The 14,392-nt window shown below is 38.2% G+C and carries 6 protein-coding genes and 1 pseudogene; 2 read left to right on the top strand and 5 right to left on the bottom strand.

From position 1 onward, the window contains the following. Positions 1-17: 17 nt before the first annotated feature. Positions 18-1,607, bottom strand: coding sequence for a RagB/SusD family nutrient uptake outer membrane protein (locus BUC01_RS22725; RefSeq protein WP_051568879.1), 1,590 nt, complete (start codon positions 1,605-1,607; stop codon positions 18-20). 26 nt (positions 1,608-1,633) lie between these two features. Next, positions 1,634-4,633, bottom strand: a pseudogene (locus BUC01_RS22720) (SusC/RagA family TonB-linked outer membrane protein); the annotation flags it as partial. A 651-nt stretch (positions 4,634-5,284) separates the two neighbouring features. Here BUC01_RS22720 and BUC01_RS22715 point away from each other — a divergent pair. Beyond that, positions 5,285-6,505 (top strand): ATP-binding protein, encoded by a 1,221-nt coding sequence (locus BUC01_RS22715; RefSeq protein WP_073314967.1) that lies wholly within the window; start codon positions 5,285-5,287, stop codon positions 6,503-6,505. A 165-nt stretch (positions 6,506-6,670) separates the two neighbouring features. Here BUC01_RS22715 and BUC01_RS22710 read toward each other — a convergent pair whose 3' ends face one another. The 3 genes from BUC01_RS22710 to BUC01_RS22700 are packed head-to-tail and all read right to left on the bottom strand — an operon-like array spanning position 6,671 to position 12,105. Continuing rightward, on the bottom strand, positions 6,671-7,546 hold the full coding sequence (locus BUC01_RS22710; protein ID WP_034524816.1) for a hypothetical protein: 876 nt from the start codon (positions 7,544-7,546) through the stop codon (positions 6,671-6,673). A 32-nt stretch (positions 7,547-7,578) separates the two neighbouring features. Beyond that, positions 7,579-9,129: a RagB/SusD family nutrient uptake outer membrane protein gene (locus tag BUC01_RS22705; RefSeq protein WP_025835842.1), complete on the bottom strand. Its 1,551-nt coding sequence runs from the start codon at positions 9,127-9,129 to the stop codon at positions 7,579-7,581. 24 nt (positions 9,130-9,153) lie between these two features. Next, a complete protein-coding gene (locus tag BUC01_RS22700; protein WP_073314965.1) occupies positions 9,154-12,105 on the bottom strand; it encodes a SusC/RagA family TonB-linked outer membrane protein in 2,952 nt (983 codons plus the stop codon). A gap of 789 nt (positions 12,106-12,894) precedes the next feature. Between BUC01_RS22700 and BUC01_RS22695 the strand changes: the two genes are divergently transcribed. Further along, a complete protein-coding gene (locus BUC01_RS22695) occupies positions 12,895-14,142 on the top strand; it encodes an ATP-binding protein (protein ID WP_025835844.1) in 1,248 nt (415 codons plus the stop codon). The last annotated feature ends 250 nt before the right edge of the window (positions 14,143-14,392 follow it).

Below are 14,392 nucleotides of genomic sequence, written 5' to 3'. Positions count from 1 at the left end.
ATTAATAGACTCTATTTCTAAGCTTGCGGCAACTCTGCTGACGGATTGTTGTCACTCTCATCAATACCAAGATTGGACTCAACCTCACTTTGTGGAATACGGAATATTAGATTCGGATTACCTGGCAGAATATTATATCGAACGGATTTCTCGAAATTATTTTCACCACGACGGTCTACTCCCTTATTAAAGCGTAGAATATCAAATAATGCAAATCCTTCTCCCCAAAGTTCCACACGCCGTTGCCACCACACAGCATTACGAACATCTTCTGCCGTAGTTGCATTGCAGACATAGTCTTCGTCTCTATATTGGTTTATAAATTCTTGTAACATCTCGGCAGCACCGCTAGGATTACCTCCCATTGCAGTTGCTTCTGCAATAATAAGATACATTTCTTCCGCACGCATCATGGGAAAATCCTGCGCATTGTCCGAACTAGCCGGATCGTTTTTATATGAACCGAACTTTACATTTGTGTAAGGAGTAAATCTGTATGCTTTAGCTACCGTTTTTCCATCGACATACAATTCGTCACTTAGTGGAGAAGATAATTCTTCATCTACCCACCATCCTTTACGCACATCGCTTTCTGGTATCTGAGCCCACAAACTTGAATTGATCATTCGATGTACACCTTGACTGGTATAGCTATTCTTACTCATGGAGCACATATGTGAGGGCCAGTTTATAATGCCCGTTTTAACAGCATTACTTTCCGTTGTATAAACCAACCCCCAAATCCAGGAATTGCTGGTGGCATCGTTGAAAGCCGGGACAGAAACTGCACTTTTAGAATAAGGAGTATAATCAGCAAGTGCGGATTTCGCATCATTAACAGCCGCCTCATAACTACCCATTAGTAAATTTACACGGGCACGGATGCCGCAAGCCACATTGTAGTCAACATGAGCTTTATCTGCGCGTTTAATCCCAGCCTCCTTGGCTGCCTGCAACATGGGAACTGCCGCATTCAAATCTGCCATGATTTGTTCATATACTTTTTCTACAGTCTGGCGTGGATGATTGTTTCCTTCGCTTGTTTCTGTAATAATAGGCACACACAGTTTATCTCTATTGTCCGCATAGGTAAATTGGAAAATCTGAGCCAGCTGGAAATAGCAGAAAGCACGCATTGCTTTTGCCTGCCCCAAATAGAATTGGGAATTCACATCCTCCGTTTCAGGGTCTACACTTTTGATAACGGCATTAGCAGCCATAATACTCTGATAAAAACGTTTCCAAATCATTTGAGTTTGATAACTGGTATATATGCGATCCTGATAAGTAACATCATCACTAAACCAATTATAACCAGTCACCTTACTTGGCATATCCATCCCACTTGTTTCCAGCATTAGCACAATGGCAGGATAAGAAAAATCAAAATGAATGTTTTCCGACCGACCGAAAGTGTTCCATGCAGCCGTAAAGCCACTATACATACCTTGCAAATCAGCATCCAACTTACTTGGATCTTTTTCGCCTATTTCATCTTTCTGATCTTGAGTAATAGTACCACCTTCCGGGTAAGTATTCAATTCGTCAATGCAAGAACTAACCAGAAATGTACCGAATACCAAAGATAATATTTTTATATATTTCATAATCTTGATAGTATTTTGAATATAAATTAAAATGTTACAGTAATACCGCCTGAAATAGAGCGGATAAGAGAATAGGTGTAGTCATTGGTCGTCATCAGTCCCATTCGAGGATCAAGTCCTTTCCGTTTTGACCATAAAGCCAAATTATCAGCTACACCATAAATACGAACAGACTCCATCAGTAAATTACGTGTCCAGGATTTAGGTAGTGTATATCCGATAGAGATGTTTTGCAAGCTCAAATAATTTGAACTGGTAACGAAACGATCTGATGTAGCTGTAGCTAAGGAACCTTGAGCTGTGTAAACTAAACGAGGCACATCCGTATTCGTATTTTCCGGTGTCCATGCCTTCAGTATATCACGATGCCAATTTTGACCGACTCCACTAGTTCCATTGTGCATCAAGCTAGCATATCTACTATCATATAAATGTCCACCTAACTGATAAGAGAAAGTTACAGATAAATCAATACCTTTGTATTTGAACTGAGTACCGAAACCACCATAAACTTTCGGCATAATGTTGCCACCCTGTGCATAGCGGGTTGCGCTACTCCAGTCTGTGGTAGTCGTTACATCAACCACATTACCAGCTTCATCTTTCACATCTTTATACCAAGTTGCGTCTCCGGTCTCATTCAAACCAGCATATTTACGTATGTAGAATTGGTACATTGGCTCACCTTCACGATAAATGTAAGTGCCACTAATCCATTCACCATTCAAATCAGGATGTAATTTCAAAATCTTATTTTTCAAGAAAGTAGCATTAACATTAGCACTCCAACTAAAGTCTTTGCCATCAATAATGATGCCATTCATGTCTATTTCAAGACCATTATTACGAACAGACCCCATATTCATAGGAACACGAGAGTACCCCATCGAAGAAGGAATGGGCTTATAGTATAACATATCCTCTGTCTGCCGATTAAAATATTCAACTGTACCATTTAGACGGCGGTCGAACAATTCGAAGTCAATACCAATATTAAAATTGTGTGAACTTTCCCAAGTTAAATCCTTATTGGCTTTATAACCTAAAACCAAAGATTGATTATCATTATCATTAGATAAGCTGTACTGGTCTACATAAGCATAGTCATTCAGAATATTGTCATTACCCTGGACTCCATAACTTGCCTTCACCTTCAAAAGGTTAATCCAAGTCAAATCACTCATAAACTCTTCTTTATTCATTACCCAACTGGCACCTACAGACCAGAAGTTACCCCATCGGTTGTCTTTGTGAAAACGTGAAGAAGCATCACGACGGAAAGAAGCACTTGCGAAATACTTTTCCTGATAATCATATTGTATGCGTGCTAGGTAACCTATTGTTGCATATGTACCCGCAGAAGAACTTGTACTCGGATTATTGATAGCATTATTCAGTTCCGTAATAAACGGATTGTAGAGATTATATTTGCTTCCTGACAAACTCTGAGCTTTCAATTTATAAAATTCATAACCAGCCAACACATCAAGATTATGATCATGTGCAAAAGACTTCTTATAAGTCAAAAGATACTGGGAGTTTATAGCTGTCGTGCGGGAATGGCTCACTCCCACAACACCACCTAATTCAGCATATTGTCCATAAAAAGGATTAACCAAATCACTTCCACGCGTATCGTCTACAAAATACGAAAGAGAGGCTCTGCCTTTCAAACCTTCTAAAAATTCAATTTCTCCATAAAACTGTCCATTGAAAATATTAGCCGCATAATTCGATTTATCCAATTGCAAAGCAGAACCCGGATTACTTTGTGACATAAACTCGCGGTCAAAATTCGTAGAAGTTTTACTGTCACCATAGTCATAGCGGGTACGTCCATAATTGTCTTTCATTATATTGCCCGATGCATCACGCATATATAATGGATAAACCGGGGCAATCATATCGGCCACATAGAACATATTGCCTGAAGAGAGACCTTCCTGTTCACCTGGAGCTTGAGAGTCATAATGAGTGAAAGAAGCATTCATTCCGACCTTCAACCATTTTTTCATCTGGTAATCAGTTTTTAAACGTGCCGAATAACGAGTAAATGCAGATCCCGGGATAATACCACTATCATCCAAATAGCCTAAAGAAGCATAATAAGTCAATCCATCCTTACCACCGCTCATCGTCAAATTGTATTCCTGACGTAAATTACTGTCATCCAGCAATTCATCAGTCCAATTATCTGGAGTGTAGAAATATTGTCCATCACTATAACCCAGAGTTGCATTGGGATTTACACGTCCATTACGACCTATAAAATATTGTCCGTCAGGAACTGTATAAACTTGGTAACCCACACCTCCTTCTCCAGTAAAGATATTTGCATTAGCGGAAGCATGTGCACTGGTTGCTGCTTGTTCCGGGGTAGATCCACCTCTTACAGCACTATCATAAGATGCGTTATACAATCCTCTATACATAGTTTCGTAATAGGTAGAGGGGCTCTTTATCATTTCATATTGAGGAACTGCTCGACGATTAGTTCCCCATTTAGCATCTAAAGTTATCCTCGCTTCACCTGTTGTGCCTTTTTTTGTAGTTATAATAACCACACCATTAGCACCACGTGCACCATATAAAGCATTTGCAGCAGCATCCTTCAATACGGTCATAGATTCAATGTCTTGCGTATTAATAGCGGCAATATCACCATCATAAGGTATGCCATCAACTACATACAGTGGAGTATTACTTGCTGAGAAAGAACCAATACCACGAATACGGACTGAAGAACCTGAACCTGGTTGTCCATTACTCTTTGTTACCTGTACACCGGCAACTTGACCAGCCAAAGCATCAGTTACATTAGAAGTTTGAACTGCAGCTATTTTCTCCGATTTGATGGTAGAAGCTGATCCCGTAAATGCAGACTTCTTAGCAGTACCGTAAGCAACTACCATAACCTCTTCAAGCATCTCAGAATCAGACTTCATTATAATCTTTACATTCGGCTTGATTGTTACTTCTTGCGTTTGCATACCAATATATGAAATCTGCAATGTATTCGCAGAACTATGCGTTAGCTATATTGTTGATATATAGCAATATATTAATAGCACAGGAACTTATTATTCCATAATAGTATTTTGTAATTGATTGATTAATAAATATATAAATAAAGTAATATGAATATACATCTACCTAAATTATACTAAAATACTCACATAATATATTTACTAACAATGTATTAGCAATAAAACAATGATATAAATGAACTATAGAATAAGTATTATGCGTTTGAATCTGCAGTAAAGTGTAAATAATAGTTGTTTTTTGAATTAAAAAATTGCAAATTCACAATAGGAATAAGGGAATTCTATATATAGTTCTGATTTTTTACTATAGTACCAGCTTTTATAACTAAATATAATGTTAATGTCTATACCTCCGCTAGTATTTAATGATGGCATAGGTCAAAACGATAAATAGAATATATTCCTGTATATATTATCGACCTATATGAATTCCTCATCTGTAACCATAGTGCAATAACCCTGAAGAGAAAGATGAAAAAGAAAAATAGAACAAAAGTACTTGAATCATATTGTAACAATCGATGATGTACGCATAAGATTACAATGTACGAACTTAATAAATGCGCCAGAAGATTCAATCGTAATTGAAACTTTTGCTATATTTGCCAATAAATTAAATTATGATTGAATATGAAAAGCTATATACCCCGTCCTTTATATACCAATAGGATAGAACCATTTATCGGTAAGGATTTAATAAAAGTGATAACCGGCCAGCGTAGAATAGGCAAGAGTTATATCCTTTTGCAAATATCAGACATAATAAAAGAGAAAACACCGGAAGCTAATATTATCTTTATAGACAAAGAGTTATTAGCTTTTGCGGATATGAAGAATTATATGGATCTCTATCAATATGTTCTGAAAAAGGCGACAGGGCATAATTATAACTACCTTTTTGTCGATGAAATACAAGAGATAGAGGAATTCCAATTATGTTTGCGGAGTCTATTAAATGAAAATATATGCGACATCTACTGTACGGGAAGTAATGCTAAAATGCTTTCCGGTGAACTTGCGACTCATTTGGCTGGAAGATATATTGAATTCCCGGTTCATTCACTCAGTTATGAAGAGTTTTTGAGATTCAACCAACTGCAAGATTCTCCAGAAAGTTTAAGATCATATCTTACGTTTGGAGGAATGCCCTATATTCATAATTTAGCGATGAATATAAATGTTATATTTGAATATTTGAGAAATGTTTACTCTACTATTCTGTTGAAAGATGTGGTTGCTCGTGAATCAATCAGGAACGTGTCGTTTTTAGAGAATCTGGTAGGTTATTTAGTCGATAATACCGGTTCTCTTTTTTCCGCTCAAAATATCAGTAAATATCTGAAGTCTCAGCAAGTAAACATACCTACACAAACAATCCTGAACTACCTGAAAGCATTATGCAATAGTTTTTTTGTTTACAAGATACAACGAGCGGAAACTCAAGGAATAAAAATCTTTGAAATTGGAGAAAAATATTATTTTGAAGACTTGGGTCTGCACAACGCCATACGACATTTTGATTTCCGGAGGGACATCAATAAGTTGATAGAGAATGTTGTATGCATAGATTTATTAAGGTATGGTTATGAAGTATATGTCGGAAAGAATGGGAATAAGGAAATTGATTTTATAGCTTCTAAAGGTGATCATAAAATCTATATCCAAGTGGCGTATATACTTCTCGATGAAGCAACCGTTCAGCGGGAGTTCGGTAATCTACTGGAAATTCCTGACAATTATCCTAAATATGTAATCACTATGGATGAAATGCAGAGTGGGGGAAATTATCAAGGAATCAAACAAATTTCGCTACGGGATTTCCTATTGGCGGAAGATAAGGAAAAGCTATGAGTTGATTATCTTACCTTTACTTTTGAGCATAAGAAAGGAGGTGTGTCGACACACCTCCTATTTAGAGAATTTGTAACGCTATTTTTTTACGTCTAATTCTTTTTAGAGGGGCAGTATATTTTGCACACACCCTCTATGGTTAATATTATTTTGGAGTAACTGTTTTTACGGCAAAGTAATAATGACAACTCCGTCTGAAGTAGCTCCATTAAATCCACCGGAAAGTTCTTCAATATAATAATAAGGCGCCAATTGGATAGTCTTTTCATCAACTACCTTATTGAATTCAGTAGTCATTTCTTGGAAATTAGAAGGATGGTAAGCAATGACATCACCACCACCGACATAATTCAAGCCAATAGCAAATTTATTGTAAAGAACAGCACCATCCTCAATCCAAAAATCTAAATTAGATACTCTGGCTGTTGAAAGCGTAAAGTCTCCAACTAAATCAGCCGGTACCCCGTTAGTATAGTAACCATCATAAGGTTTAACTACGCGATAACGGTTAAAACCTTCAGCCTTGAATACTTTTACTTTGTTTGTACCTCCGAAGAAGTAGTTATCCGTAAACGTTCCCTCTCCAAGCTCTTGCCAGTTGTAATCTTTGCTTACAGTAAAAGAAGCCTGGGCAGATCCGCTTATCGCAATATCTCCCTCCGGTACAGACAATGCTAATGTAACGGTTATTACCTGACTTATCTGTAAAGGGGTAACATCAACCGTTACAGTCGTTTTGTTTTCGCCGGCAGCAAAATTAAAGCCGGTAACAGTGCATCCCTCAAATGGCACTTTATTGAGTACAGCAGAAATAGTAATATCTCCGCTATACGCTGAAGCTGTATTCGAACGAAGCAAATCTATTGTAAAAGTCGGTTCTGCAGGCGACACAACAACACCATCCAAAGATTTGGAAATAAAGGTAACTCCCTGCCCCTCTCCTTCAGTATACAAAGGTCCTTCTTGGTCTGTGCTACAAGCAGAGAACAGCAATACTGTCAAAAGAGACAATAAGACTGAAATTCTATTGATATATTTCATAATGTTTTTTCCTCTAAAGTTTGTAAAATGAATCATTCTTTATAATCTCCCACCGGATTTTGGTCAGTTTTTACATCCATGTTCACATTACCGTCGAATTCACTCTGCGGAATAGTCAATACCCACATATAGCATTCCGGATCGTCTGTCGGACGATTGCCCAGTAAGGCATCAGAAGGCCATCCCATAGCGGCTGTACGACGGAATCCTTGTTTCAGACGACGTAAGTCATAGATACGTCCAAACTCGCCCCATAACTCAACACGACGCTGTATAATGATTTCTTCGAGTAGCGAACCTGTATAATCGCTACTTGTAGCTCCCAGACTTGTGCCGGTCTTCGTGCAGGTATATCCTTCTACACGTTTATCCATGACAGCTTTCAAATCCTCAATGGCAGGTGCAGTTTCACCCAAACGGCATTCTGCTTCGGCAGCCGTCAGATACATTTCTTCTACACGCATCCAGATGTAGTCTCCGGTCCAAGTTTGTCTGTCGGAGAACTTAAATTTCTCTTGCTGATAACCGCCGGACTTATTATTTTCATTTTCCGGATCCCACCATGCCTTACGGGCATCTGCCGGGTTAATCAAGCCATATAACTCTTTGCTAATCTGCTTACGGGCTTCTGCTCCATACTTTCCGTCACCTCTCTCGTCGCAAGCATCCATATGCGTAAAGAAGCCGGCATACATACCAGATTGGTCGGAAATAATTTCAGCTCCCCACATCACATTACCAGCGGAAGAATCATTCAACCCGGAAAAGCTTGAAACTGGCAATACAGTGCAACCACTAACCGTAATAGCATTTTTCGCTGCACTTTTGGCAGTAGCCCAGTCTTCCATAACCAATGCTATACGTGCCTTGAGTCCCAAAGCGACAGCATGGTTAATGTGACTGACATGTTTCCGCTTTATTCCGTTCAGCATATCGACAGCTTTATTGATGTCCGAAGTAATCTGGTCGTAAACCTCTTGCACAGTCGCACGTGCCTTGCCCGCAGTACCTGCAACGGTTGGTTCAGTATAGATAGGACAACACTGTTCCGACTCATGTCCTTTATAAGTGCGGGCAAAACTTTGTGCCAGCATGAAGTAAGAATAAGCACGTATGGCATAAGCTTGTCCTATCACATAGTTAATCTCATCTGTTGTGCCCTCCATTGTTTCTTCAGCAGCAATAATGTAGTTTGCATTAGAGACCCATGTATAATAACCATTCCATAAATCGTAAGAACGCCATGCCCCGCTGGAATAGAACGATTTCACGTTATAAAGACAGTCGTACCAGAACCAGCCACTGCCTTTAGCACTCATTATCAGATCCTCGCCCATAACATCAGCCATCAAATTATAAGAACTGATACCAAAACTTTGGTGAGTGTTGCCTGTAGGAGACCAGGAAGCGTACATAGAACGATAGATACCATTCAGAGGAACCAAAGCCGCATTGGCATTTGCCAGCAGCCCATCTCCGGACATAGAGTCGGTAGGAGCTGTTTGAAGTGCATCGTCCAAGCAAGACGACAAACTTGCACAACCCACAAAACCAGCAAAAATATATTTGAATATCTTTTTCATACTTGTTTTTATCTTAAGTAAATATTAGAAATTAATTTCGACACCTAATGACCAGGTCTTATTAGGCGAATAAGAGTAGCTTGTCTCACCGCTAAAGTTGTACTGCGGATTCATACCTTGTAAGTGAGTGAACAATGCCAAGTTATCTATAGAACCGAAAACACGTACAGAGCCCAATTTTGCCTTTTGCATCCATGCCTTTGGCAATGTGTATCCTAATGTAATGTTCTTAATAGCAAAGTAGGACGCATCTACTAAGAAACGATCATTTGTTGTATTTTTTCCTGCAATCTCAATACGGGGAACATCAGTGATATCACCTGGTTTCTGCCAACGACGCAGCGCATGTTCATTCCATGCATTATTGTAGTACATATTATTCATAGAAGCACTGTACAAACCATCGTACACCTTGCCACCCAAAGAATAAGTAGTCAAGATAGAGAGGTCAACACCTTTCCAGGAAAGGTCAGTACCAATACTACCATAAAGATCTGGAATACGGCTTCCTAAATAATACTTGCTTTGGGCAGCTTTTTCATAATCACTGCTGATACGTTCGTTAATCATGTTGCCTTCATCGTCGGTATCATATACCCAATACAACTGAGCGCCGGTTGCAGGGTCAACGCCTGCAGCTTTTGCCATATAGAATGTATTGATAGGCAGGCCTTCTTTGATGCTATAAATACCATCGATTATTTCCGGAGTCTCTCCTGTCAGTTTTAACACCTTATTTTTTACAGTAGAACCCATCCAAGTGATATTCCAGGTAAAATTGTTAGTCTTGATAGGAGTACCCTTGATTTCTAATTCAAAACCGCTGTTACGCATGTCACCAACATTAGCATTATAGCCACTGAAACCGGTAGAAGTAGCCATCGGGTAATTCAACAACATATCGGTAGTCTTCTTATTATAGTACTCAGCATTAACACTTAAACGGTTGTCAAAGAAAGACGCTTCAACACCAATGTTGAAATTGCCGCTTTTTTCCCAGCTCACATTCTTGTTCTCCAATGTAGATACCAAGCCACCAATCTGGTTAGAATTAGCCCAACCCAGATCGTAAAGACTCTGCCACAAATAATAGTCGCTGGTATATACTCCACCAGAAATCTTCAGAATATCATCATTACCTTGCTGTCCATAGCTGACTTTAAAAGAAAGATTGTTTATCCAACTGACATCTTCCATAAATGCTTCTTTAGAAATACGCCAATTTCCACCGACTGACCAGAATGTACCCCAACGGTCGTCTTTATAGAAACGAGAAGAACCATCTGTACGAAGAGAAGCAGAGAAATAATACTTTTCATCATAGTTGTAGTTAAAACGTCCTAACCATGATTCGATACGGTAATTATCTGTATAAGAGTCTGCATCGCTAAGGGTTGTACCCGGACGCAATTCCAGAATACCATCCACCAAATTAGTCTTTGCTGCTTTCAGATATTCATATTGGTAAGCATAGAATTCATGACCAGCCATCACATCGAAATTATGAAGACCAAAGGAACGGTTCCACATCAACAGTTGATTGAAAGTGTAACTCTGCATACGAGTACTGTATTTAGACAACAAACCACCAGCAGCAGCCTGATTGCCATGATACATATTCATATAATTCATTTGAGATGCCTGACGATAGTCCATACCAAAGTTTATAGCCAACTTCAAGCCCTTTAACACTCCGAAATCATCCTTATCAGAGCCAAAAGTTAATCCGGTACGCAAACCGGCAACATCATTCTTTACGCTTGACTTATCATCCAGCAAGCCCCCCAACGGGTTATAATCAGAATAACTACCCGGACGACCGCTTTCACCATAATCCAATTGTGGATGGCCATCCTCTCCTAAAGCATTATTACCCTGTGCATCCTTTATATATACCGGGAAAAGCGGAGATACAAACTGTGCAGAATACCACACATTAGATTGAGAACTACCAGTATATTGACTGTAGTTTGATACAGAATGCGTCAATGACGTATTCAGATTCGCGCTGAACCAGTCCGTCACTTCAGAGTTTATGTTAGCACGTGCACTATAACGCTGGAATCCGGTAGTTACCAAAATACCATCTTCATTTAAGTATCCCAAAGAGAACATATATTTGGTTTTCTCAGTACCGCCAGTCAGTGACAGCTGATGTTCGTGACGAAAAGCGTTATCTTTTTGAAGTGCATCCATCCATCTTTCATCCCATGCGGAAGTTGCATCAGCACGCACTGTCCCGGTTGCTGGGTCAATGATATTCCCCCAAGTATAGTTCTTAAACGGATTATATTGTTCACCGCCCAACGTACCGCTCAAGCTATTACGGGCAGCAGCTTCTGCATCGGCCCAAGCATATCCGTTGGTAAATGCAAAACCGTTGCGCAAACCTTCGTAAGTCAACTGTACATAATCTTTCTGACCGACCATATTATACTCTTTAAGTGCACGTGAAGACCAGCCTACGGTAGAACGCCAAGTAACCTGAGTCTTGCCTTCTTTACCTTTTTTAGTCGTAATCATCACAACACCATTGGCACCACGAGCACCATAAAGAGCACCGGCAGAAGCATCTTTCAGAACTGTCATTGATTCTATATCAGAAGGATTGATAGAAGACAATGTACCATCATAAGGAATACCATCCACTACATACAGCGGACTCTGTGATGCATTAATAGAACCATAGCCACGAATTACAACTGAAGCTGATTCACCCGGTTGACCGGTTCCAGAAGTAGTCAAAAGGCCGGTAGCTTGTCCTTCAAGCCCTTTTGATACATTCGTGATAGGACGAGACTGCAACTTCTTGTTGTCGATTGTAGAAGCCGATCCTGTAAATGAGGATTTCTTCGCCGTACCGTAAGCGACTACCATGACTTCATCAAGCATTTCAGAGTCAGATTTCATAAATACTTTCACAGAAGATTTGATAGCTACCTCTTGTGTTTGCATACCAATGTACGAAATTTGCAATGTTTTCGCAGAACTATGCGTGTGCTATTTGTTTGATATATAAAAGATTACATGTATTATTAGAACTTTTGTTTTAGTATTAATAATTTATAACGCATTGATATATAAGCATCTAAAAAGTAGCAAAACATATTAACACCTACCACAAATATACTATATTGATCATTTAAGCATTTTATTATCAGTGTATTATTTATCAATGAATAGTATTGATGAGCTACAAAACAAGTACTATGCGTTTTGTTCAACTGAGAAATGTAATTAATGATAAATTTTTCAACTGAAACTCCGCAAACTTGCTACATTAATAATAGATGTATGCTTTTGTTCGGAACATTTACTTCGGGAATGGTTTGTATAGCTAAATATAACGTTAATATATCTATTTGTGCAAGTTTTTGATGATAGTATAGGCAAATGCGATAAATAGAATATTATACCTATACTTATTATCGACCTACATCTGTCCAATATAAATTCTTCTCTATGCTCATTGTATAATAGCCCTAATGAAGAAGTGAAAAAGAAAAATAGAACAAAATTGTTTGAGTCATACTATAAAGGTCAGATACACTTATATAACTCGCTATGCAAACAGGAGCTTAACCGGCATTTCCCTCTATGCAATGTATTGTATAGCTCCCCAAAGTTACATGATGATCATTTTATATTTATTCTATTTACAAAAGAGAAAAACGATATTTATTCCTATTTAGAATAGAAATAAAACCGTATTTATTCCTATTCTTGATAGAAAATACTATATTTGTACTATAAATCACTGAGTTTATGAAACAACTTTTAAAGGATATCATAATTGACCAAAAGTCTTTCTTGCCAAGCAAGAAAACTATAATTCGCAGTTTTTCTGAAAAGTATCTGAATAATGAAGAAATTATTATTATTTCAGGAGTTCGTCGTTGTGGTAAATCTGTGTTGCTACAACAAATACGTGACAGACTTCCCCAAAAAGATTATTTTTTCAATTTTGACGATGACCGTTTGGGTAACTTTACAGTAGAGAACTTTCAGCAATTGTATGAAGTGTTCATAGAACTATATGGAGAACAAAACTATTTCTATTTTGACGAAATACAGAATATTGTAGGATGGGAGCATTTTGCTAAGCGATTATATAATTCAGGAAAAAAAGTTTTTATAACAGGTTCCAATGCCCGTATGTTAAGCAAAGAGTTAGGAACCTATCTGACCGGATGCTATATTGCGATTGAACTCTATCCTTTTTCATTTTCAGAATTCTTAGATTTTCGTGAACAGCAACATTTATTGGGAGATATATCCGGCACAATTGCACGTGGAGAAATTCAATCGGCTTTTAACGATTATTTAAAACAGGGTGGATTTCCTATTTATTTAAAGTCTGAAGATGGTATTGTTCTGAAAACATTGTATGATAACATTCTGTATAAGGACGTTATGGTTCGCAACCAGATTGTAAATGAACGTGAAGTAAAAGAGTTGGTCTATTACACCGTCAGTAATATAGGGAAACCGTTAACTTATACTTCATTGGCAAAAGTGATTGGAGTGAAAAATTCCACGACAGTAAAGAACTATTTGGAGTATATTGAAAATACATATTTACTCTTCTCTTTATCGAAACTTGATTATTCCGTCAAAGCCCAACTTCGTAATCCTAAGAAAGTTTATGCGATAGACAATGCCTTGGTCTCCCGTTTAGGCTTCCATTTTTCAGGCGAGGAAGGCCGTTTGTTGGAAAATATGGTTTATATAGAATTACGTCGCCGAGGGGGAGAGATTTTTTATCATAATTCAGGGAGTGCCGAGTGTGATTTTGTGGTTCGTAATGGTTTTCGTGTCATGCAGGCAATTCAGGTATGTTACTTATTTGGCAATTCCGATACGCGTGAGAGGGAAATTCGTGGTGTTCAAGATGCTATGGACACATACCATCTTCTGGAAGGAACAATAATTACAAACACTCATGAAGAAGAGGTAAAGTACGGAGATAAAATGATACATATTTTACCGGCATGGAAATGGTTGCATTTATAATACAAAGCGTATCTGTTGTATAAGAAAGATTGAATATATTTGTAATAAAAGTCGTTATCGGGCTATACAAATATAATATTAATGTCTCTATCTCCACAGGTATTTAATATCCCCTTAAAACACTTTATGCAAAAATGGAAGGAGGTGTGTCGTAATGAAGTGCCCCCCGAAAGTTGGACGTTAAATTATAACTTTATAAATTCTCTTCATAATGAGCTCGGTATTGTACCGGGCTCATTCCATTTAGCTT

The sequence above is a fragment of the Bacteroides stercorirosoris genome, assembly GCF_900142015.1.
Classification (GTDB): domain Bacteria; phylum Bacteroidota; class Bacteroidia; order Bacteroidales; family Bacteroidaceae; genus Bacteroides; species Bacteroides stercorirosoris.
The sequence above is the reverse complement of the archived record's forward strand: the minus strand, read 5'-3'. Positions and strand labels throughout refer to the sequence as shown.

What these genes read in the sequence shown, in the direction of transcription:
- BUC01_RS22710 (WP_034524816.1), bottom strand. Translation starts at nt 7,546, where the DNA reads ATGAAATATATCAATAGAATTTCAGTCTTATTGTCTCTTTTGACAGTA.
- BUC01_RS22715 (WP_073314967.1), top strand. Translation starts at nt 5,285, where the DNA reads ATGAAAAGCTATATACCCCGTCCTTTATATACCAATAGGATAGAACCA.
- BUC01_RS22725 (WP_051568879.1), bottom strand. Translation starts at nt 1,607, where the DNA reads ATGAAATATATAAAAATATTATCTTTGGTATTCGGTACATTTCTGGTT.
- BUC01_RS22705 (WP_025835842.1), bottom strand. Translation starts at nt 9,129, where the DNA reads ATGAAAAAGATATTCAAATATATTTTTGCTGGTTTTGTGGGTTGTGCA.
- BUC01_RS22695 (WP_025835844.1), top strand. Translation starts at nt 12,895, where the DNA reads ATGAAACAACTTTTAAAGGATATCATAATTGACCAAAAGTCTTTCTTG.